Source organism: Neptunitalea chrysea (genome assembly GCF_027924145.1).
In the GTDB taxonomy this organism is placed as follows: domain Bacteria; phylum Bacteroidota; class Bacteroidia; order Flavobacteriales; family Flavobacteriaceae; genus Neptunitalea; species Neptunitalea chrysea.
This window is the reverse complement of sequence record NZ_BRVP01000002.1, coordinates 52063-76884: the sequence shown is the minus strand read 5'-3', so window position 1 is coordinate 76884 and position 24822 is coordinate 52063. Positions and strand designations below refer to the sequence as shown.

Genomic DNA, 24822 nt, shown 5'->3' with positions numbered 1-24822 from the left:
TTAATCTCTATGAAAACAATTGCTTTTAAAATGAAATTAAAGTCGGGATACGAACAAGAATATAAAAAAAGACATGATGAAATATGGCCAGAGTTAGCAACCCTTTTACATGCTGCCGGAATTAGTGATTATTCTATTTTTCTTGACGAAGAAACGAATGTACTATTTGCCATACAAAAGGTTACTGATAACAACACTGTAAACGATTTGCCAAATCATCCTATTATGAAAAAATGGTGGGATTATATGTGTGATATTATGGAAGTAAATCCTGATAATTCCCCTATAGCACTATCACTTAAGGAAGTATTCTATATGAAATAACCATTAGAAATGATATTGGTTCTGTCAGAACAGCACAGGATACCTATTTTTGTAAATACCGTTATTTTTAGAACAACTAAAAATTAAGCCCCAAATTGTGAGGCATACTCAACATACATTCTAATGACACCAAATAGTAAGGCAAGTATTGTCACATTTTTCATATGCGTAACCGCATTTTCTCAAACGTTTTCATTTAACCCAAACGGCGAGTCATCCGAATATACGATTAGTAAACCAATCACTTATTTAGCTACTGGTAGCTATGGATTTGATTTCAATACCGCCCGTAATGTCACTTTTAATAAAGAAGGATTTACCATAGCTAAATCGACCTATTTCTCAGTAGCGTTACCCGAAGGTAACTATACAATTACAGCTATTTTAAAAGGAGTAAAAAAACCTTGTAATACCACAATAAAAGCAGAATCCAGAGAGTTAATTATTGCCAATCAATATGTTGCAATAGGAAAAAGCCTAGAGGTTACTTTTAATGTCCATGTATACCATACAACTATACGAGATACTAATGAAGAAGTGATTTTAAAAGATCGTGAAGTTCCTAAAATGGACTGGGATAAAAAATTAACCTTGGAGTTTTTGGGTTCAACAACCGTAAGTGAAATTAAAATAACGCCAGCACACAAACTAACTACCATTTATTTAGCAGGTGATTCTACAGTAACCAATCAGGATGTAGAACCCTGGGCTTCCTGGGGACAATTTCTCCCGGCATATGTTAACCACAAAGCAGTGGTGGCAAACTATGCATTTTCAGGTGCTACATTACAATCTTTTAAAAATATGAGACGCCTTGAAAAAATAGCTTCTCAAATAAAAAAAGGAGATTACTTATTAATTGAGTTTGGCCATAATGACGAAAAAATAAAAGGAGAAGGTAACGGAGCTTATGGATTATATACAAATACGCTAAAAGAATACATAGCAATTGCAAGAGAAAAAGGTGCCATCCCTATTTTGGTAACGCCCACACAAAGACGTTTCTTTAAAGATAATAAGCTGGTAGAAACTCATGGTGACTTCCCAGATGCTATGAGAAAAGTAGCATTGACTTTAGATGTTCCACTTATAGATGTTACCCAACTCACCACCTTAATGTATGAGTCTTGGGGAGACAGCCACTCCAGAAATGCCTTTGTTCAATATCCTGCAAATACATTTCCCGGACAAGATTTTAATTTGGAAGACAATACCCATTTCAATGGTTTTGGCGCCAATGAAATTGCTTTAGCAGTCATAAATGATATTAAAAAACAAAAAGTAAAACTAGGGAAATACCTTAAAAAGAATATTCCCGTATATGATGCAAATCATCCTAACACCATCTCTGTATGGAATGTACCACCTAGTCCTAGATATGATAATACCAAACCTTACGGAAACTAACCAATTATGAAATTAAAACAAGTATTGCTTCTTTTTACTTTAGGTCTTGCTCAAAGCTTATTGGCACAAGAAACCACCACCATAATGCTATCAGGAACCGATTTTGAACATCCTGTGACCTGGGATTTTAAAGTAACCGATGGTCAACATAGTAATGAATGGTCCACCATTAATGTACCATCTCAATGGGAAACAGAAAGTTTTGGAACCTATACCTATGGCAGATGGTATCGTGAATTAAACCAAAAAGAACCTAGTAAAGAAGAAGGATTCTATACATATAAATTTAGTGTTCCTACTAATTATAAAAACCAAAAAGTAATTATCCATTTTGGTGGGGCTATGACTGATACGGAAGTAAAAATAAATGGCAAACTAGCCGGTCCTATTCATCAAGGTGGATTTTACGAATTTAGTTATGACATTACTCCTTTAATCAGTTACAAAAAAGAAAACCTCTTAGAAGTACATGTTTGGAAGCATTCGGCTAATGCCTCCGTAAACAATGCAGAACGTAAAGCAGACTGGTGGTTATTTGGAGGTATCTACAGACCTGTATGGTTAAGCATATTACCTGAAAGCCATATAGCCCATATAGCTATAGATGCTAAAATGAACGGTACCTTAGAAGCTGATATTGATCTTAAAAAGATTCCTAAAAACACTTCTATAGTTGCTACTTTAGAGCCAGATGGTGATACCAATGAAACTTTTGAAAAAGTCACTATTAAAGCAAATAAAGGAACTTCTAAACAGCATCTTAAAACTACCTGGAATAAGGTAAAGCCATGGTCTCCTGAAACTCCTAATTTGTATTGGTTACATCTGAGTCTAGTGAAAAATGGTGAGGTATTACATACTATTAAAAAACGAATTGGATTCCGAACCTTAGAATTTAAAAAACGAGATGGTATCTATGTTAATGGAACCAAAATTTTAATGAAAGGGATTAACCGCCATACCTTTTGGCCAGAGTCTGGTAGAAGTACCAGTAAACGTATTAGTATTCTGGATGTAAATCTTATAAAAGATATGAACATGAATGCAGTACGCGGTCATTACCCTCCCGATACTCATTTTCTGGAAGCCTGTGATTCATTGGGTCTTTTTGTTTTAGATGAGCTTGCCGGATGGCAAAATGGCTATGATACTCCATTAGGTACAAAACTAATTAAAGAAATGGTAGAAAGAGATGTAAACCATCCATCTGTCATTATATGGGATCAAGGAAATGAAGGAGGCTGGAATTTAGAATTGGACGATGAATTTGCTAAATACGATCCACAAAACAGAATTGTGATTCACCCTTGGGCTGATTTCAACGGATGGGATGCACACCACTACCCTACCTACCAAACAGGAGTTCACCGTTTTGGAAGTGGAGAAAATGTATTTTTCCCTACCGAATTTATGCATGGCACCTATGATAATGGTATTGGTGCAGGGTTAAAAGACTTCTGGGCACATTACAAAGAAAGTCCACTATTTGCCGGAGGATTTATATGGGTGTTTAGTGATGAAGCGGTTAAAAGAAGTGATTGGATAGGACCACAACAATACGATTCAAAAGGAAACTTAGCTCCGGATGGAGCCCTAGGACCACATAGAGAAAAAGAAGGTAGTTTCTACACTATAAAAGAAGTTTGGTCCCCCATACAAATAGCTCCTTTACAAATAACAGAGAGCTTTAAAGGTACTATATACATAACGAATGAGTATTTATACACCAACCTGAATACATGCACCTTTACCTATAAAATACAGAAAGCTAATGAACATACTTTTTATAGTAAGGCTGAAATAACCTCCTTGCATCAAGGTACTGTTATGCTACCAAGCATTGAACCCGGTGAAACACGAAAAGTGGACATTCCTTTTGACGTTACTGATTTTAATGGAGATTGGTTGGAATTAACCGCAACAGACAGTTATGGACGTGAAATTTATACGTGGACATGGAAAATTCATCATGCTGATTATTATGCTCATAAATTTATGTTGGCAACTAAAAATAGGAATAGAGCCACTGTTACAGAGAATGAAAAAGACGTTACCTTAAACGGAGCCGATATCAAAATAACATTAGACAAATCTACCGGAAGAATAATCTCAATTTATAACAAAGAAAAATTGATTCCGTTTGCAGACGGGCCTACACCTATAGGTATGAAAGCTGAAGTAAAAAGTTTTAAAACTTCTACGACAGATAGTACTGCAACCTGTTTGGTTTCTTATAGTGGAGGTATTAAAAAAATTAAATGGGTTATGTACAACGATGGCCGTTTATACATGAAAGCCCTGATGCTAAAAGATGCTGGAAGAACCAATGGTTTTGACGGTGCCTTTTTTGAAGGAGCCATTGATAAATTCGGACTTAGTTTTACATTCCAAGAAGAAGGAGTCACCGGATTTAAGTGGTTTGGTAAAGGCCCCTACCATGTATGGAAAAACAGATTAGACGGTGTAGAATACAATATTTGGTATAAAGACTATAACAATACCATTACAGGAGAAAGTTTTGAAAACTTGATATACCCAGAATTTAAGGGGTACCACGCCAACTTTATTGCAGGAGAGTTAAAGGGAACTAATCCTTTGCGTTTGTTTAGTGAATCAGATCAGTTATTCTTACGACTGTTTACACCAGATACTCCTAAAAACAGTATTAGTAAATGCTTCCCACAGCCTAAATTTCCTGAAGGTAATTTATCTTTTATGTATGAAATACCTGGAATGAGAGCTTTTAAACCACTAGATCAGCAAGGCTCCTCTAGTCAACCAACCAACATTCGAATCAAAAGTGGAGACGATGGAATCACCATGAAATTATGGTTTGATTTCCGTTCAATTAATTAACAACAGTAAATATGCTATGAAATTTATAAAACAACTTTTTACACTATATACTGTATGTTGTTCTTGTACCATACTCTTGGCACAAGAACAAAAAGAACAGTTAGACAGAGGCATTGTGGTGATTCAAACAAGTGATCATGATGCCTTTGTAAGTTGGCGTTCTTTTAAAAAAGATAAAGAAACACTTGGCTTCAATGTGTATCGTACGTCAAACAACGAAAACGTTGTAAAACTGAATTCAGCACCTATCACTCAAAAAACATGGTTTATAGATAACACGATACAAGATACTGTAGATTATACATATACTATAAGAAGTGTTCAACACCAGAAGGAGACTCAAGAAGAAGGAACATTTACCATTCATACTGAAAGTACTCCAAAACCTTACTTCTCTATCCCCTTACAAACACCTAAAGGCTATACACCAAACGATGCTGCTGTGGCCGACTTAGATGGAGACGGACAACTAGAGATTGTATTGCATCAAACCGGAATAGGACATGACAATTCACATAGAGGATTAACCGACCCTCCTATTTTTCAAGCATATGAAATGGATGGTACCTTATTATGGCAAATCAATTTAGGGAAAAACATACGAGAAGGCGCTCATTATACTCAATTTCTTGTTTATGATTTTGATGGTGATGGCAAAGCCGAAATGGTATGCAAAACCGCTGATGGTACAAAAGATGGTATGGGAAATAGTATTGGAAATGCTACCAAAGACTGGAGAGATACCAGCCCTAACTCTGATACCTACGGAAAAATTATAACAGGTCCTGAATACTTAACTGTATTTAGTGGAGTCAACGGAGAAGCATTAGCCACCATAGACTATATACCTCCTAGAGGTAATATTGGTACTTGGGGTGGTCGTGGTGGAAATGGTAAAAACGACCACGATGGTAATAGAGTAGACAGATTCACTGCGGGAGTTGCTTTTTTAGATGGTAAACATCCAAGTTTTATTATGTGCAGAGGCTATTATGGTCGGTCTGTATTAGCCGCCTTTGATTTTAAAAATAATCAGATTACCTCAAGATGGGTATTTGATTCTGAAAATAGAGAACATCCCTATTCCGGTATGGGAAATCATGGCTTGTCTGTTGCCGATGTAGACAATGACGATAAAGACGAAATTATATTTGGTGCAATGACTATAGACGATGATGGTACCGGCTTATACAGTACAGGCTACAGACATGGAGACGCCTTACACGTAGGTGATTTAAATCCGGATATAGACGGGCTTGAAATTTTTAATATTCACGAAATTGAAGAAGCCACCACTGGTCCTGGTGTTACCTTATACAAAGCTAAAAATGGAAAATTACTATTTAAGTCTTCCCCAAACAAAGATGTAGGTCGTGGCGTTTGTGGCAATATAGACACCACCAGAAAAGGAGCTCAAATGTGGTGGAGTGACGATCCTGATTTGTACGATATTAAAGGAAATGTAATAGGTAAAGCACCAAAGGAAAAGAACTTTCTGATTTGGTGGGACGGAGACCCTACCAGAGAAATATTAGACCGTAACTATATTTTAAAATACAATCATGGCATTTTATTACAAGCCGATGGTGCTGTATCTAACAACGGAACAAAAGCCACTCCCGTTTTATCTGGTGATATCTTAGGGGACTGGCGAGAAGAACTTATTCTTAGAAGTGAAGATAATACAGAGTTAAGGGTTTATTGCACTACTTACCCCACTGATATTAAACTTCCCACTTTACTACAAGACAGACAATATCGTTTAAGTCTAGTTTGGCAAAATGTAGGGTATAATCAGCCTCCACATCCTAGTTTTTATTTGGGTACAGATATGAATTTAGAAGGTTTTTACAATCAATAAAAGGATATAGCTTCAACAATTACTAATTCAGAATTTAGAACACTATGAAATCAAGAATAATTATATACGTAGGCTTTTTAGCATTAGGTAGCCTACAATGTAGCTTCGCTCAAAAAGTTAACGACGCTACTACCCCGCTTCACTTGTTACAACCTGATTATCCTGTACCGTATGAAGCACCCAAAGTAAATGATATAGAAAAAGTACTTACCAATATCTATACCTATTTAGAGGCTACCACGCCAATGGTGCTTATTGATAAAACTACCAGAAAAGAACTTAAAAATAATACGAAAGTAGATGCCGCTACCATAATGAAACCGGGAGATTTTAGATTAACTAGCTATGAATGGGGCGTTACCTATGCAGGGATGCTATTGTCTACTACTGCTACTAACAATCCTGTTTATCTAAAATATACCACTAAGCGACTTGACTTTTTGGTAGCATCTTTGGAAGCCTTTGAAAAATTCGAAGCTAAAAATCGGGATACAAACTATTCATTATACCATTCAGTACACCCGCATGCCTTAGATGATTGTGGAGCTATTTGTGCTGCCATGATTAAAACTGCTAAAGAAACGGGCACTAAAAAGTATGACCATTTTATCCATGTGTATATTGATTATATCTCTAACAAACAATTTCGTCTACCGGATGGAACATTAGCCAGAAATCGTCCGCAACCTAATTCACTTTGGTTAGATGATTTGTTTATGAGCATTCCCGCTTTGGCTCAAATGGGAAGTTACACAGGGGAAACCAAGTATTATAACGATGCCATAAAGCAAATTCTACAATTTAGCGAACGTATGTTTAATACGGAAAAAGGGCTTTATATGCACGGTTGGATACAAGGAATGGAAGAACATCCACAATTTCATTGGGCACGAGCCAACGGATGGGCTGTTATGGCAATGGTAGAATTGTTGGAAGTATTACCTGAAAATCATTCTGGAAGAGAAGAAGTACTTCAGCTACTAAAACAACATATCCGAGGTTTAGCCAACTATCAGGATGGAACAGGCTTTTGGCACCAATTAATCGACAGAAATGACACCTATTTAGAAACCTCAGCAACCGCAATATATACCTATGCAATTACAAAGGCAATTAATAAAGGCTATGTAGATCCTAAAGTATACGGCCCTGTTGTTAGTTTAGCATGGAATGCCATAACAACCAAAGTTTTAAAAAACGGCCAAATAGAAGGTACCTGTGTAGGTACCGGTATGGGCTTTGATCCTGCGTTTTATTATTATCGTCCGGTAAATGTGTATGCAGCTCATGGTTATGGACCTGTTTTACTAGCAGGAGCTGAGATGATTAGATTGGTTAATAACCATAAAGTTGCCATTAACGATAGTTCTTTACAGTTTTATGATGAATAGTAACTAATATCATAATGAAATTAAAACTTGTTATCCTTTTTGTTTGTTCAAGTCTCGCTATAAGCTTGGCAAAGGCTTCTACATGTACGGTTTTTTACAATGTAAAAGACTACGGCGCTTATGGTAACGGAATCTATTTAGATACTGATGCTATAAATAAAGTCATTGAAACCGCTGCCAAAAATGGTGGAGGAACAGTGGTGTTTCCAGCTGGGAATTATCTATGTTTTAGCATTCACTTAAAAAGTTATGTTACGCTTCACTTAGAAAGCGGAGCTACCATTATAGCTGCTAATATGAAGGAACATGATGGTCAATATGATGATCCTGAAGCTAACCTGTGGGGTGATGAATTTCAATATCAAGATTTTGGACATAGTCATTTTAGAAATAGTTTAATTTGGGGAGAAAACCTGACCAACATAGGTATTACAGGTAGTGGACGTATTTATGGTAAAGGTTTGGAACGTTGGGGAAAAAGGGAACACGGACTCGCCAATAAAACCATTAGTTTAAAGCTTTGTAAAAACGTATGCTTACGAGATTTTTCAATACTTCATGGAGGTCATTTCGGAATTTTAGCAACAGGTGTCAACAATCTTACCATAGATAACGTGACCATTGATACCAACAGAGATGCCATAGACATAGATGGCTGCAGGTTTGTACACATTAGCAACTGTTCACTCAATAGTCCGAATGACGATGCCTTGGTACTTAAAAGTTCCTATGCATTGGGGTATCCTTTAGCTACCGAGAATATTACCATAACCAATTGTGCTGTATATGGTTTTGATGAAGGTACTTTTTTAGATGGTACTTATCAAACCACACAAAAACAGGCTCCTGATAAAGGCGTAGTAACCGGACGCATAAAATTAGGAACCGAATCTAACGGGAGTTTTAAAAATATCACTATTAGTAACTGTACCTTTGAACATTGCAGAGGATTGGCATTAGAAACGGTAGATGGCGCTACCTTAGAAGATATTACTATAAGTAATATTATTATGAAGGATATTTTAAATGCTCCCTTGTTCTTTCGATTGGGTAGCAGAATGCGTGGCCCTAATGATTTACAAATGGGTACGTTTAAACGAATATTAATCAACAATGTTAGTATAACTTGTAATAGTACAGAACACAGTAGTATGCTTATGGGAATCTCTAACCATTATGTAGAAGATATTATGCTAAGTAATATATGGATAAGTATGAAAGGAAATGGAACCAAACAAATGGCTAAGATTAAGGTGCCTGAACTAGAGGAAGGTTATCCTGATCCACAAGAATTTGGAACCATGCCTGCATCCGGATTTTATATTCGACATGCCAAAAACATTTCTATGGATAACATTCATATCACCTATGAACATCCTGATGAACGTCCTATATTTTATATTGAGGATGTAAGCAATATTTCATTAGACAATATTTATCTCCCAATAAGTACTAAGGAAAATCAATTTGTTCTAAAAAATGTACAGAAATTCTCAAATTATAGGGTAACTAACCTAAAAGATAGCTACCTTGAAAACATCTCGATTACTAAATTTTAACGACCAATGAAAAAGCCATTCTTTCTGTTTATCTACTGCTTTATATTCTCTTTATTATCCCATTCACAAGACTTAGAAAAGAGTTTCCCAGATAAGGAATTAACCACGGTTGGTGCCTATTATTACCCAGAACATTGGGATGAAAAACAATGGGACAGAGATCTGAAAAAGATGGCCGACATGGGATTTGAGTTCACGCACTTTGCAGAATTTGCTTGGGCACAACTAGAACCCAAAGAAGGAGTCTATGATTTTACATGGTTAGATAAGGCGGTTGCTATAGCTGATAAATACGGTTTAAAAGTAGTTATGTGTACCTCTACCGCTACTCCTCCGGTTTGGTTGACTCGTAAACACCCCGAAATACTTGTAACCAATGAAGATGGAACAAAATTAGATCATGGATCTAGGCAGCATGCTTCTTTTTCTAACAACTATTATAGAGCTTATTCGCAAAAAATGATTGCAGCATTAGCAAAGCATTATGGAAACGACAAACGTATTATCGGATGGCAATTAGATAATGAACCGAGATCTACGATAGATTACGGGTTAGATGCTCAACAACGGTTTAGAGATTGGCTTCAAAAAAAATATACTACCATAGATGCTCTTAATAAAGCTTGGGGAACCAACTTTTGGAGTGGTACATACACAAATTTTAATCAAATTAACCTTCCAAAAAGTTCGCAATGGGGAATGAATCTTTACCAACGTTTAGATCATAGTAGATTTGGAGATGAAGAAACATCCTCTTTTTTAGATGAACAAGCAAAAACCATAAAAACCTATGCCAACAGAAATCAATGGATTACCACTAACTACATTCCCATGTATGATGCTCGTTTTATTGGTAACAGTAAAGAGCTAGACTTTATTTCTTATACCCGATATATGGTATACGGAGAATTTGAAGGTATTGGCGATAAAGGATATCGGGTAAGTGAATACTCAAGAATAGCCATGTCAAACGATTATTTTCGGCCACTCTCTCCTATTTATGGAGTTATGGAATTACAACCCGGACAAGTAAACTGGGGATCTATAAATCCGCAACCGTTGCCCGGAGCTGTTAGATTATGGTTATGGCATGTATTTGTAGGAGGTAGTAAATTCACCTGCACCTATCGTTTTAGAGCTCCTATCTATGGATTTGAGCAATACCATTACGGTATTGTAGGTACAGACGGTGTAACTCCTACTTCAGGAGGGTTGGAGTATCAGCAATTTATAGAAGAAATTGATTTACTAAGAAACGAAGTAAAAGGAACAAAATTACCAGAAGCATATAACGAAAGAAAAACTGCTATTCTTTACGAACCCGATAATACCGTAGCTATAAACCAAAACAAGCAAACTAAACTTTGGAATACACAAGCACATGTTTTAAAGTATTACAAAGCCTTGAAAGGATTTGGAGCTCCCGTTGATTTTATTCGCGACAGTACGGATTTTGAAGATTACAAAGTAATTGTAATTCCGGCCTATCAACAAATGAGCCTATCGTTAATAGATAAACTTACTTCCTATGTTAAAAAGGGAGGTACTATAGTAATGACATGCAGAACTGGACATCAGGATGAAAAAGGACATTTATGGGAAGCTAAACATGCTGAACCCATTTATAATTTAATTGGTAGTGAAATTGCTTTTTATGATTTACCTATGCCTCAGGGTATAGATAATATCATCATGGATAATAAAACCTATGAATGGAAAAGCTGGGGCGATATTTTAAAACCCTATAAAACCACTGAAAAATGGGCTACATACGCTAACGACTTTTATGAAGGTGAAACAGCAATTACCTATAATAAACTAGGCAAAGGCGCTGTAGTGTATGTTGGAGCTGATAGCACCACTGGAGTACTAGAAAAAGAAGTTTTAAAAAAGGTATATAACCGTTTAAATATTGCTATTGCAGATTATCCTGAAGGAGTAATTGTAGAATATAGAGATGGATTTGGTATTGCACTTAACTATTCTGACAAACCTTACACTATGAAAATACCTGAAAAATCAAAAATTCTTATTGGAACTATAGAGATACCTACAGCTGGTGTTTTAGTTTGGAAAGTAGATTAAAAAATCAGGATATCCTGATTTTTTATAACCAATCTAACTTATATTTTCTATTTATCTTTTTGTATATTTTTTTAGGAATCAACAACTTATAATCGAACTCGTATGAATCAGAAACTTTAAAAAGTATTTGAGTTTTCTTAGCCTCTTTAGAAGCAGCAAACATATACTTAATAGCTTCTCCTTCTTCTCCACTAATATTTTTAGCTTCCATATAAGATTCGTAAAACTTATCATACTCCCCTAATCCAAAATGAGCCATACTTTTCATTAAGGTAGTTATAGCCTTTGTTTGATATGAAAAATCAGCTACATCTAATATCATTTGTGAATACCTAACTACATTTTCAAAATCGCTTTTTTTAAAGGACAAGTATAACTTTAAAAAGTAACTTTCATCTGGACTAGATGATTGTAATAATTCGTCAACTACTTTTTCACTCTCATCATATAATTCCACCATGAAGTAAGAACTGCTTAATTTTCTTTTGATATCAGTTCTTACATCCTCCATGAGATCCTCACACTTCAAAGCCTCATCTGCATACGCTATAACCTCACCATACCTTTGTAGGCTATGAAGTGCATTTGTCATAATATAATTAACTTTTGCATCACAAGGATACTTTGCTACTAAGGGGCTCACATCTGCAAGCGCTTTTTCATACAATTCTAAAGTTACATATGCCATTCCTCTATATAACTTTAACTTATCGGTATCAGGATACTCATTAATAAGTTTATTACAAAAATGAGCTATTAAATCAGATCTGCCATCATCAACATAATACATTATAAGGTCTTGAGCATATACTAGCTTATTGTTCCTATTCGTCTCATTTTCAATTGCCATTTTCATGATAGAATAGGCATCGCTTATTCTATCATTTTTTCTAAGTTGTTCACAAAAATAGCTAAGCTTGTCATGGTCTACATCAATAGCAAGACCCTCTTTAAAATATGAAATACTCTTGTCTACCTCATTCATCTTAAAACTGAAGTCAGACAAATCATAATAAATTAAAGCTCCATCAGTATGTTTGTTTACATACTCTTGTAGAATTTGAATAGCCTTTTCATGTTCTTTATTAAGAAAATATGCAGCGCCCTTTAAATGTGTATACAATAACTTTGAGTCAGCCTTATAAGGAGCTTTATCGATGATTGAAATACACTCCTTGTACTTAGACTCTCCTAAATATGCGGTTGCTTTTAGAAGAAAATAGGAATCTTTATTAGGATTTGCAGTGATAAGTGTATCTATCATTTTATGAGCATCAGAATACTTCCCTTCACCTATCAATCTTTCATATTGTATAGATATAAGACTATCAACATCTTGTTGTGCAATAGCAGTTTGAACAACAGATACCGAAAAAATAAACAGTAAATTATAAAATAATGACCTATACTTAAAACTCATAAATAATATTTACACAAAAAAGAAAATAATAGCTAGTTATTAATTTCAAATATAAATGTTGAAATTGAATTTGGTGCTAGACCAAATTTATTTCTTAAACCAGAAATATCTTCCCTCTCCAAATTTTTATTTTCACTAGTAACATAAACGTTTGAAGGCTTATAAATAGTATTTAACCCATTAAAATCTATAGCAACTTTTTCTAATGTCGGATTTGTAATCACAATAACTACTTGATTATTGTTAGGTGATTTATATCCTGAAACTAAGATCCCATTATTAATACTCTCAATAGCCACAGATATTCTCTTATATCCTGGTCGTATAAATCGACTATAGTTTCCAAAACTCCACAACATTTTACTTTCATAAAAATTACCGTCTACCTCATTTTTATCTATATATATAAGTCCATCTTTATAGTTATAAGGAGATATAGCTAGCCACCAGTGCCATGCGGAAGCATTAGCTGTGGTTAGGTCATAATGAATTACCTTCGATAAATAGAGTGCCGACCTTATTCCTAAGTCCCTTCCATTTCCGTCAATCTCTCCTGCATTATCTCCAAGAATACAATATTCAGACATCCAATAATTCAAATTTTTATGGGTAATTAATTTTGTATGTAATTGCGCTCTTAAATCCTTTAATGTTGTCTGGGGTGATGTGGTAAAATAACTATGTCCTGAAATTGTTTTACTTAGATGACTTAAATCTCCCAAATAATGTTTAGAGCCCTTATCAAAAAAGTCGTTGATTTGATTGCTCCTTCCAGGCTTATTACCCACTTCAAACAAGTAATTTATTTGCCCTGCCTCGGCTATATCTATTTTGGTGTTAATATTCCTTTGTTCAAATGCCATATTAAGTAGTGTTGTCAATTTTGCAATATCGCTATTATAAAATGGTGTCCCTTCTTGTCCGCCATCAGACCAATCCCATTGAGGCTCATTTATCGGACTAATATAATCAGCATGTAATCCAATGGCATCCATACCTTCCACTACATTTGCCAGATAGTTAGCAAAATCTGGTAATTTTTCTTCCGTAATATTACACACGCCGCCATCGTTTGCATAGGCTTTTCCATTTAGAGTAAAATTTACAGGAGGACTATTAGCAAAAAGCAATAACTGCTCTACTCCTCTACTTTTAGCAGCATTGGCAAACCACAACTGTCCTTGTTGTTTTGTAAAATCGTAAGTACCATCAGGTAACAAAAAAGATTCTGCTCTTCTCCATACATTTCCAATACCGCTAGCATTTCCCTGAAAAGTACTTCCTGCTCCAATATTAAAACGCCAAAGCGATAAGCCTATTCCCTTCGGATTTCCTATTTCATCAACATCGGTACTAAATAATAAATCGGCTATTGCATTTTTCTTGACCTCTGGCCAATTACCGACAAACTGACAAGACCATGCGTCAGATGCTCCGAAATTTTCAATCGTTTGATATTCTTTAGTAGCGTTTATTTCTATTAATAAGGTTTTCTCAGTATTAACAGAGCTATTAACAGTTTTACCTGTACTTGAACATGAACTAAAAAATACGAAAAGAAATACCATATTTAAAGTCCACAACAGTTGTCTTAATTTCATCATTGAAAGTTATATAATTTAACTAATAAATAGTATGTACCATCTATTAAAAAAAGAAAAATATAACCTATGTATAGACATTTTAAATTACTCTTCTTTTGGTAAGTATATATAATCTCTTAGTTTAGATTTCTTTATCTGCTTTAAACTCTTAGCAACTACCAGAGCATTCAACTCTGCTCCTTTAAAATTAGTATGCGTATGATCTTTAGGAAAAAATGTACTTACCCCTTGAACTCCTAATTCTTCATAAACTTTAGCTATAGAATCGTTTATATCAATAAATAACGTCTCTGTATGTTTCGCTACATTTTTAGCCCAACCAGCATAATCATCACTATTTCGTTCAATCAATTCATCATGCCAAATATTCCTTGGTACCATACTCAAAACTATTGGTGTAGCACCTTTAGCCCTAGCCTCTTCAACATATTTAGTCATATACCAACCAAAGGTATGTACCACTTCTGTACTATCATTTCCAAAATCTACCAGCTGCGTTTTCTCTCCCATACCTTTTATTGATCCTCTATATTTTGGTGTATCAATATGGCCTCCATCATTATGGCCAAACTGAATTAAAACGTAATCACCTTCCTGTAGCGAATCTAATACCGCCTTCCATAATCCTTCACCTCTAAAGGTTCTACTGCTACGCCCTCCTCTTGCTTTATTATGAATAACTACTCTGGTAGTATCAAAAAACATGGTTAACTTAATACCCCATCCTGCTATACTATCATTTCCATTATTTGCAACCGTGGAATCACCAATTAAATAAACATGTTTTTTAGCAGGTAAATGAGTTTTAGGATGCTCTATAATATAATTATTTATAGAATTACTCGAGTTAACTAATTCCTTTATAATTAGAGAAGCTGCTAAAAGTGCGCCTCTCGCAGAAGTATGTGTATGATCTCGCTCGTAAAAATAATTTCCTGTTATTTTATCTTCTCCAAGTACATTCATAAAATCAACCATTTCATGATTTAAATTAATAAAAGTAACTCCTTCCTCTTCTGCTATTTGTTTAGACCAACCACCATAAGAATCATCATTATAGTTAACTTTATCCTCATTCCATACATTTCTTGGTATAGGAGACATAATTATAGGTATTGCACCTTTTTCTTTAGCATCTTTTATCATCTTTCTTACATACCAACCATAGCTATGAACTATCTCATGTGCCCCGGTAAGCATATTATCTATTTCTTGGGTCTCTTCTCCTATTCCCTTAATGGTACCACGAGCCCTAAAATCATCGTTTACTGGTCCATTATCATTATGACCAAACTGAATTAAAACATAATCACCCTCTTTTAGTTTTTCATATACCGGTTGCCATAATCCCTTTGATTGAAAAGTTCTACTACTAGTTCCTCCTAGGGCATGATTTTCTATATGTAGTTGAGTAGAGTCTATAAACTGATTTAAAAAATCACCCCACCCCCAAAGTCCTCCATCACCTTTACCGCTACCATTTTTAACAGTAGAGTCTCCAACAATATATATAGTAGGTTTTTCATTCTTTTTTTGAGAACAACTTAAAAGACAAAAAGTTAAACTTAAGACAAGTAAATATTGTATGTATTTCATAGTGAGATTTTATTAAAAAGTTTTTTCCCTAAAAAAAACTTTCATACTAAATTATGAAATGAAAGTAAGTTTAGACTAACTAATATTCATCATGTACTTACCTGTACTTATTATTTTTTAAGATTTTTTGTATATTCTATACAAAAAATAGGAATTAGACGTAAATTTTGTCCATAGATTACAATTAATACAAATTTATTTGAGGCTTTGCTAAAAATATTCATCAAACAAGTGTATTTTTTAAAAAGAATATCAGACCTTTACCCCTTAAATTTAATTAAAAGCGTTTAATTAAAACTTAGACAGGTTTAAAAGAATACGGATACAAGTTTTAAAATTTCAGTAAAAATTTACTGGAAGTGAAATAAATTATATTAACGACCCCTATTATGAAAGAAAACTTTGATGAATTCATAACGAGATTTCGAGAACGATTACACAATTTGTTCCATAACGAAGAGGATATTAATGCATTAAGTCTTTCAAGAGGATTACCTGAAAAGGTATGGAAAGAAATTATGGATTTAAAACCACTTTCTGTGGCTGTGCCTGAGAACTATAATGGAAGAGGTCTTGAAGTTAAAGAGTGTCTAAGCGTATTATCTGCCGCATCTTATGAATCACTTCCGTTATCATTAACCTTTGGAATTAATATTGCATTATTTCTAGAGCCTTTTGCAAAGTACGGTAATGATGAAATGAAAACAGCTGTTTTTGATCGTTTCATGAACCATGGTGCTATGGGAGGTTTAATGATTACTGAACCCGACTATGGTAGCGATGCCTTAAATATGCAAACCAATTTTGTTGAAACTGAAAACAGTTATAATTTAAAAGGGCAGAAACATTGGCAAGGACTTACTGGTATGGCCGACTATTGGTTGGTTGCTGCAAGAAGAAAAAATGAAAAAGGTGAACTTGCCAGAGATATTGACTTCTTTGTTACTAACGATAACGATTCAAGTCAAAAAATTCATGTTGATAACTACTTCAACAACCTAGGATTATATATGATTCCTTACGGATTAAATAAAATTGATCTTAGTGTACCTCACAATCAAAAATTACAACAGCCTAGAACCGGAATTAAAATGATGCTTGATATTTTACATCGAAGCAGACTTCAATTTCCAGGTATGGGTATGGGCTTTATTAAGCGTATGTTAGATGAAGCGCTAGAGCATTGTAATTCTCGAATTGTTGGTGGACAAAAATTATTTAATCTAGATTCTGTTCGTTATCAAATTTCAAGAATTCAGGCTTCTTATAGCATATGCTCCGGAATGTGTGCCAGAAGCTCTTCTATGAGTGGTATAGATCAGGAACTTAGTGGAAAAGGTCTTGAAGCTAATAGTATGAAAGCTTTGGTAACTGACCTAATGCAAGAAGCTGCTCAGATTTGCGTGCAATTATCTGGTTCTAGTGGGTATAAACTAGATCATATTGCTGGTAGAGGTATTGTAGACAGCAGACCTTTCCAAATTTTTGAAGGATCTAACGAAATGCTTTATACACAAATTGCTGAAGCAGTAACTAAGCAAATGAAGCGTATTAAAGAAACTAAAGTTTTTAAAGCATTATGCGATATGGATAGAACAAACCGTATTGCTCCTATGCTTAAAAAGCAGCTTGATTTTCATTTACCTGAAAATTTAGTGCAAAGACAAATGGTTGTGCTTGGTAAAGTGGTAGCCCGTATGGTTAGTTTACAATACGTAAACGAAATGGCAGATAAAGGTTTTAGAACAGATTTATTTGATAACTGTTTTAAACACATGTCTATGGATATTAGTAGATTGTTAGCTGACTTTACTGAATATAATAATGCTGAACCTATTGTAGAATACAATGAAAATTCTAATTGGATTAACTTTATTTAATGTATTAATCCATATTTGATAAATTAAAAAAGCAGCTCAATTGAGCTGCTTTTTTAATAACAATCCATTCGTAATTGGTTTTTATTTTGATAGTAGGATAATGGCTTATGTGTTTGTTGTAAACATATTTGTTGAAGCAATTCCATCACCTCCTTTTGCATTACCACCGAACCGCATATCATGATAACTCCTTTATTAGTTAACGTTTCGGTTATAAGTGCTACATACTGTTTTAGAACATCCTGAACATATTGTTTCTTATCTCCTTGTCTTGAATATGCCGGAATAAATTCATTAAGGTGATTACTCTTTAAAGTTGTCTCAATATATTCTGAATACAATCCATAAGATTGATTAGTTCGAGCTCCCCAAAATAAATGAATTGGTACTTTGGTTCTATTAGTTTCAATCATTCCTAAAAATGGAGCAATACCAGTTCCCGTAGCAATCATTATTACTTTTTTAGCATTAGACGGAAAATGAAATTTTTTATTATTTACTTTAGATGCTTTTATTACCATCCCAACAGATAACTCATACAAATAGTTAGAACACTTACCATATTCATGTAATTTCACGCTCAATCTAACTGCATTACGTTTCGTAATTCCTATAGAATATAAACGATCATGATCTTCAGTTGAAGGTGCTATAGAAAGTAAATCACCCGAAACACTTTTATCTGAATAACATGGTTCTAATTCTATTATAAAAGAATTGCTTTCAGTCTCTAAATCAGATTTAGAGATTACTTCATAACAAACGCTCTTTGCTTTTTTAATAGGTAGTATTCTTCTATATAAAGGAAGTTCAATACCTGATACTTTAGTATATTGTAACACCCATTGGTTAAACGATTCAACAGACTGATTGTTAATGGTATGAAGAGGTAACAACATACTTACCTTGGCATCATTTTCCAAAACCTTTTCTACATCAAAAGCAAATTTACAGTAATCAGGATACGCTAATGATCCAAAACCAACAATCGCAAATTCAAAATCACTCTGTGCAGTATCAAGATACTTTTGTATAAACTTACTAGCATTAGCAGGCGGTTCACCAACTCCATAACTGGAAGTAAACACTATTAGTTGTTTCATAGAAGAGAAAGCCTTATAATCATTCATCTGAGCTACATAAGCCTTTACCCCATTACGTATTAACTCATTTTGCAGCCAAACAGTAAAAGTAATTGTGCCACCGGTTTCAGAACCTACTAAAATAATGTGAGTACATTCTCCCTTCTTGTACTTATTTTTAATTTTAGCACCTTTCCTTTTAAACGTTATTTTAAATCCAGAAACGATAAAGAATAAAATACTAATGGCGGCAACTAATAAAATAAAAGCCCAAATTATACTATTCTCCCCGGTATGAATGCTAAATCCCAAACGGTAAGCCATTTCAGAAAAAGGGTAATACTTTTCACTAACAACTTCTCCGGTACGTTGATTTATTAAAACTTCTCTATCATCAAGATAGAAACGATAAAAATCTGAAACATCTGTTGAGAACGGAAATTCTATAGATTTAATTTCTGTAAAAGATATATTATTAAAGGCTTCAAAATCTTCCTCAGAAACATTAGAAGTATCCTTTAAAAAGGCTTTATTTACTTCATGGCTAATACTGGTCTTTGAAACTATCTTTAATTGAAAAATGGATAATACCACCCCTGTAATACTTATTAAAATAATAGGTATTAATAACAATCTTCCGAGATATACATGTCCGAATTGAAAAAAATTATCTTTAACAATCTTAGACAAAATATTCCGTATCCCTTGTTGTCTTTTAATTATTAAAATAAATCCTGTAATACTTATTAAAAAAAGTAAAAAAGAGGTAATCATCATAAAGACTCTTCCTGTTCCATGCAGAAATAAAGATCGATGTAATGTTTTAGCAAACTTGTATACCTTTCCATCTTCTTTAATATGGCCTACTTTAAGCGCTGTAGTAGGATCTACATAAAAATCTGCAGCATCACCATCTTCTGTAATAACAGAAGCAACTACTCTATTATCAGGTTTTACACTTATCTCTAAAACCTCAAGATAATTTTGTTTTAAATTATGGATAAATATGCCCATAGGTTCATTACTTGCCTTAGGTATATCATAATTACTAACCTCAGATTCTAAAGGTGAAAAGGCAAGAATGCAACCTGTTATAGCCGCAATAGCAATAAACAAAAAAGAGCATACAGCCAATGTTAAATGGCTGTATCTCCATATTGATAAAATCATTAAAAATATTATTTAGAAATAAATCGTACGTAACGAATGTATCCCGTACCCTCAAACTTTCCGTTTAAATTTTCAGATGTTAAGGCTACTTCCAAATCGGTAGCATAATACTCCTGATCTTCTACTGCACTTTCAAAACGTATTTTATACCCTTTATCTACTGTATCCTCAGGAACATCAAGAACAATTACAGAACGTGCACCAGGATTTATGGTAGCACCACTAATAGCATCTACATCACTATTTGCATGACCAATTCCTCTGTACCAATCCTGTAACGATTCATACCATTCGTTATCATCTCCTACCATATAAAGTGTTTTTTTATAGGTTTCTTTATCATTTAATAAAGAAATCGCTATATAAGCACCTTCACCAGCATAATTTTTTGTTTGTAATAAACACTTCACGGTTTTATTTTGGTAGGTATTTGTACTCTTAAAGCTAAAAGAAACTAATGCTATTAATATAACAGCTACTACTCGATAAGCTACTTTTTTCATATTTAAATGCTATTCTATTATTTTAAAAAATTAATTTGAGCCTTTTGCTTTGTAAGCAATTCATTTTCTGAAGCTAAATCATAAGCTGTTTCATCAAAATCTGTAGCAATAGAAATAGCTGCACCATTGTCTACAAGAAAATGTAAAATTTTTGTATCCTTCGCAATCAATGCCGCTTTCAATAAAGGAGTATAACCATCGTTGTTTTTTGCATTTATATCGATTTTAAGTTCTGCAGCTTTTTCTAATAATGCAAAATTTTCTGTTTCTACAGCTAAGTGAAATAAATTATTACCATTTGGTTGACTCTTGGTTACATCAAATCCATACTCGCCTAAAATAGCTAACTTCTCATCGTTTATAGTTTTAGTAATACTTCTATTGTTAACCGAAGCTACCCAATAATATAATAAACTATTACCTTCTTTATCATTTAAGTTTAAAGATGCTCCTTTCTCTAAAAGATAGCTAACTATAGAAGAAGAATTATACTTAACAGCCCTAGCCAATGCATTTACGCCCTCATTATTTGCATGATTAACATCTTTAACTTTTACCAAAAGTAAATCTAAAATATCTTTATCACTTCTAGATGCTGCATTAATAAATGCTGTGTTACCCTCTTTATTTACCTGATTTACATCTATACCTTGCTCTAGAAAGTAAGAAATAAGGCTTATATCATCAGTTCTGCCACTTACTAATAATAAAGGGGTATTACCCTCTTTATCGGTTACATTTAAAGATACATCTTTAGATGCTAAAAACTTGAACGTTTTTAATGAAGGTACTCCTCTTCTTGTTCCCTTTGCTGCAAAAATTGCTGCATTAACACCGTATTCATTCGTTTTTTTAGGATTTACATCTTTTTCTAACAAATACTCCATAACAGGAATATTACCACCACGAGCAGCATAACAAAATGCACCTATTCCGTTATTATCTTCATCTTTGACTGATAAACCTTTGGATTCAAAATAAGAAATTAACGAAACATCCTTTAGTCTAGACATAATTAATTGCATGGCATTTGCCCCATCATGATTCGTCATTTTAATGTCTGCTCCATTCTTTATTAATACCTCATATAATTCTTTATTCGCTACACCTGCAAAGGCAGCAAAGTTAATAGCATTATATCCATGAGATCCTTCAAGGTTTACATCTGCTCCTTTTTCTATAAGCATCTTAACCATAGGATAATTTCCTTTATACGCTGCCCAAATTAAATAAGTTCTTCCATCATGAGTACGTCTGTCTACAGGTACTTCTTTTAAAGAAACTAAATAATCAACAACCTCTACAGGAGCACCTTCTAATATAGCTAAAGCCGTAGCATCAAAACTTCTGGAATTCATTTCCAAGACACTGTTACCTCCCTTAATTTTTTCTTTTACATCTTGAACCGTCGGATTCTTTTTCCAGTATTCGTTGGATAGAAAAACATTTTTCTGTCCCCAACTAATTGCGGTAAACAATAATGAAACTATTGCTATTCTTAATTTTATCATTTTAGTTATAACATTGTAATTTTTCGTTATCAAAAATAATTCTAAATAACGAATTATCCTAGAATGATTCTAAATAGATTAAAACAGCATCATTCTATTTTAGTTGCTTAACGGCAAAAATAAAATTTACATGAGTATATATCATCACTTATAAGAAATAATATATAATTTATATTATAGCTTCTAAATATTTCGTATACTAATCATATACTTTTAAGTACTTGCTAAATTGGAAAAGATAAAACATTATTTAAACCAAATTGCTCCAATCAATACTGATGATTGGAATCTTTTTGCTTCTAAACTGTCTTATGAAACATATCCTTCAAAAACAATCTTATTGAACCAAGAAGAAATAGAAAATCACCTATACTTTATAGACGAAGGCATTATAAGGTTATATTTTCAAGGAGAAGTTGATGATATTACATTTGGGTTCGGATTTCCTAATTCATTCATTAGCTGTTATGATTCGTTTTTAACCCGACAAAAATCTTCTTATTGTATGTCCATCTATCACAAAGGTTAACTTATGGCGAATTAGTTATGCTAACTTAAATACTATTTATATGCAAACCCCTATTGGTAATCTAATAGGTAGATTAATAGCCGAAAATCTGTTCATAATAAAATCTAAGAGAGAAATTTCATTCTTAAAAGAGACTGCTGAAAAACGATATCTAAATTTGTTTAATGAGCGACCAAATGTCATAAAAGAAATACCTTTAAAATATATTGCCTCTTATATTGGTATTACTCCACAAGCATTAAGTAGAATACGAAAAAGAATTTCTTAACCTAGGTTCATTTTATTGCCTTTAGAGACAATCTATATTTGTGAAAAAAATATTATGAAGCCTTTTATAGTTCTTTTAGCTACTTTTAGTTTACTACTTATTAGTACTAAATTGTATGGCAACACTTATGATTTTAAACTATCAGGACGAGTTGCATTAATTATTATGTTATTGTTCACTTCTATCGCACATTTTATATATACCAAAGGTATGGCTGCCATGATACCACAACCTATTCCTTATAAAAAAGAAGTAGTTTTATTTACAGGAATATTAGAAATTCTATTCGCTATAAGTTTACTGTTTCCAACTATATCCATTCAGGTTGGTTGGGGCTTAATCCTTTTTCTTTTATTGATAACTCCCGCAAATATCTATGGTGCTATAGCATCTATTAACTATCAGAATATAAATAGCCTAGGACCAGGAATTTCTTATCTATGGATACGTATTCCAATTCAAATTATTTACCTATGCTGGGTCTATTTTTTTATTATTAAGTAACTACTTAATTACTATACGTATTCAAAAAAAACCGTCTACTAATGTAGACGGTTTAATAGGTTCTAACCTAACCTTGTAATGGTTTTTCAACTATTCACTTTATAAGATGCAACCATTAAACTCTCTTAAAAGCAATAATATAATTATAAAAGGGAATTAATCTAAGTAACCAACTACCTCATAGGTTACACCACTTACATCTACTTTTTCATGGTTCTTAGATTAAAATTCTAATACAAGTTTCCAACATATTTTTTACACCTATAAATTAATTCTACGTTTACCTCCATTTTATATACAATTACCACTATTTAATAGATGAGAAAAATTGGCTTAATCATAGTATAAAATTTAACTATAAAAAAAAGGATCATCCCTAAGTAAGATGATCCCTTTTTTTGACGATAACCTAAAAGTTAAATAGTTCTAATAATGGTTACTAATAAATTCTTTAGTTCTCAAAATTTAGAATACGTATTACCATTAATACTCTCCCGATGAACTGCTATGAAAATGGGGGAATGCAATTATTAAACTAATGTTGTTATCAATTTTAATTATTAATCACATTTCAAATTTCGTTCTTTAATTACTTAAAATGAAATAGAATCGACATTGCCATAATTATACTGTACGGAATCCTGTATTTTATAGACGAACACGTATTTCTATCTACTTATTTAAGAAATTATATAAAAAAAGTAGATTTTTAAAGGCAATATACACGCTATTTGAACAGTAATTATGTTAAAGAATAATGAATTAGAATTGTTACGTATTTAAAATTGTTACTTTTGTGCATATGAAATCTCTTTTCACTCAAATAATTGGCTTCCTATTGGCATTAGTTGTCATGTTTTCTACGGTATCATATACCATAGATAGCCACTATTGTGGAGATCAGTTAGTTTCCAGGTCTTTAATACAAAAAGCCGTTACTTGCGGAATGGAAATTAAGAAAGAGACTTCTTCTACTTGTACCAGTATTTTAAAATCTAATTGTTGTAGAAATGAAACTTCAATAGTTAAAGGACAAAAAGAGTTACAAAATTCTTTTTTTGATTTATCATTTACGCAGCAAGCCATATGTACAACTTTTACCATTTCTTACCTTAATTTATTTGAAGGTTTAGAAAATACTATTGTCCCTTTTAAAGACTACCGGGCGCCACTGGTCGTCAAATCCATACATAAAATAGACGAAGTTTATATCATTTGATTTATAAATAATTAAGACTGTTATAGCATCTATTATGAAGGCTATAATATGAA

The 24822-nt window shown here is 33.4% G+C and carries 18 protein-coding genes; 12 read left to right on the top strand and 6 right to left on the bottom strand.

Translation table 11 applies throughout. The features are described 5' to 3' along the window. The first annotated feature begins 9 nt into the window (after positions 1–9). The 7 genes from rhaM to NBRC110019_RS01425 all read left to right on the top strand — a co-directional run bounded on the left by rhaM (position 10) and on the right by NBRC110019_RS01425 (position 11483). On the top strand, positions 10–324 hold the full coding sequence (gene rhaM / locus NBRC110019_RS01455) for an L-rhamnose mutarotase (RefSeq protein WP_281751592.1): 315 nt from the start codon (positions 10–12) through the stop codon (positions 322–324). A 123-nt stretch (positions 325–447) separates the two neighbouring features. Continuing rightward, entirely contained in the window at positions 448–1731 is a 1284-nt protein-coding gene (locus NBRC110019_RS01450) for a rhamnogalacturonan acetylesterase (protein WP_281751590.1), read from the top strand. A gap of 6 nt (positions 1732–1737) precedes the next feature. Continuing rightward, a complete protein-coding gene (locus NBRC110019_RS01445; RefSeq protein WP_281751588.1) occupies positions 1738–4587 on the top strand; it encodes a glycoside hydrolase family 2 protein in 2850 nt (949 codons plus the stop codon). A gap of 16 nt (positions 4588–4603) precedes the next feature. Continuing rightward, entirely contained in the window at positions 4604–6448 is a 1845-nt protein-coding gene (locus NBRC110019_RS01440; protein WP_281751586.1) for a rhamnogalacturonan lyase, read from the top strand. 44 nt (positions 6449–6492) lie between these two features. Beyond that, complete coding sequence (locus NBRC110019_RS01435; protein ID WP_281751584.1) at positions 6493–7839, top strand: glycoside hydrolase family 88/105 protein; 1347 nt, start codon at positions 6493–6495, stop codon at positions 7837–7839. Between the two features lie 14 nt (positions 7840–7853). After that, entirely contained in the window at positions 7854–9398 is a 1545-nt protein-coding gene (locus NBRC110019_RS01430) for a rhamnogalacturonidase (protein ID WP_281751582.1), read from the top strand. A gap of 6 nt (positions 9399–9404) precedes the next feature. Then, on the top strand, positions 9405–11483 hold the full coding sequence (locus NBRC110019_RS01425; RefSeq protein ID WP_281751580.1) for a beta-galactosidase: 2079 nt from the start codon (positions 9405–9407) through the stop codon (positions 11481–11483). A gap of 22 nt (positions 11484–11505) precedes the next feature. Here the strand turns inward: NBRC110019_RS01425 and NBRC110019_RS01420 are convergent, their stop codons facing one another. The 3 genes from NBRC110019_RS01420 to NBRC110019_RS01410 form a co-directional block, all read right to left on the bottom strand. Further along, entirely contained in the window at positions 11506–12903 is a 1398-nt protein-coding gene (locus NBRC110019_RS01420; protein WP_281751578.1) for a tetratricopeptide repeat protein, read from the bottom strand. Between the two features lie 32 nt (positions 12904–12935). Continuing rightward, a complete protein-coding gene (locus tag NBRC110019_RS01415; protein ID WP_281751576.1) occupies positions 12936–14507 on the bottom strand; it encodes a glycoside hydrolase in 1572 nt (523 codons plus the stop codon). An 84-nt stretch (positions 14508–14591) separates the two neighbouring features. After that, positions 14592–16103, bottom strand: a complete 1512-nt coding sequence (locus NBRC110019_RS01410) for a rhamnogalacturonan acetylesterase (protein WP_281751573.1) — start codon at positions 16101–16103, stop codon at positions 14592–14594. A 389-nt stretch (positions 16104–16492) separates the two neighbouring features. Between NBRC110019_RS01410 and NBRC110019_RS01405 the strand changes: the two genes are divergently transcribed. Continuing rightward, positions 16493–17983, top strand: a complete 1491-nt coding sequence (locus tag NBRC110019_RS01405) for an acyl-CoA dehydrogenase family protein (protein WP_281751571.1) — start codon at positions 16493–16495, stop codon at positions 17981–17983. Positions 17984–18036: 53 nt separating this feature from the next. Here the strand turns inward: NBRC110019_RS01405 and NBRC110019_RS01400 are convergent, their stop codons facing one another. The 3 genes from NBRC110019_RS01400 to NBRC110019_RS01390 are packed head-to-tail and all read right to left on the bottom strand — an operon-like array spanning position 18037 to position 22249. Further along, on the bottom strand, positions 18037–20235 hold the full coding sequence (locus NBRC110019_RS01400; RefSeq protein ID WP_281751569.1) for a PepSY domain-containing protein: 2199 nt from the start codon (positions 20233–20235) through the stop codon (positions 18037–18039). 8 nt (positions 20236–20243) lie between these two features. After that, positions 20244–20738, bottom strand: coding sequence for a DUF2271 domain-containing protein (locus NBRC110019_RS01395; RefSeq protein WP_281751567.1), 495 nt, complete (start codon positions 20736–20738; stop codon positions 20244–20246). Between the two features lie 17 nt (positions 20739–20755). Further along, positions 20756–22249: an ankyrin repeat domain-containing protein gene (locus NBRC110019_RS01390; RefSeq protein WP_281751565.1), complete on the bottom strand. Its 1494-nt coding sequence runs from the start codon at positions 22247–22249 to the stop codon at positions 20756–20758. Positions 22250–22478: 229 nt separating this feature from the next. Here NBRC110019_RS01390 and NBRC110019_RS16840 point away from each other — a divergent pair, with 229 nt between their 5' ends. From NBRC110019_RS16840 to NBRC110019_RS01375, 4 genes are all read left to right on the top strand, one after another. Continuing rightward, on the top strand, positions 22479–22778 hold the full coding sequence (locus NBRC110019_RS16840; protein WP_309297635.1) for a cyclic nucleotide-binding domain-containing protein: 300 nt from the start codon (positions 22479–22481) through the stop codon (positions 22776–22778). 40 nt (positions 22779–22818) lie between these two features. Beyond that, positions 22819–23046, top strand: a complete 228-nt coding sequence (locus tag NBRC110019_RS16835) for a cyclic nucleotide-binding domain-containing protein (protein WP_309297634.1) — start codon at positions 22819–22821, stop codon at positions 23044–23046. Between the two features lie 54 nt (positions 23047–23100). Further along, positions 23101–23550 carry a DoxX family protein gene (locus NBRC110019_RS01380; protein WP_281751564.1) on the top strand — a complete coding sequence of 150 codons (450 nt, stop codon included), beginning with the start codon at positions 23101–23103 and terminating at the stop codon, positions 23548–23550. An 802-nt stretch (positions 23551–24352) separates the two neighbouring features. Then, positions 24353–24769, top strand: coding sequence for an HYC_CC_PP family protein (locus NBRC110019_RS01375; RefSeq protein WP_281751562.1), 417 nt, complete (start codon positions 24353–24355; stop codon positions 24767–24769). Positions 24770–24822: the final 53 nt, after the last annotated feature.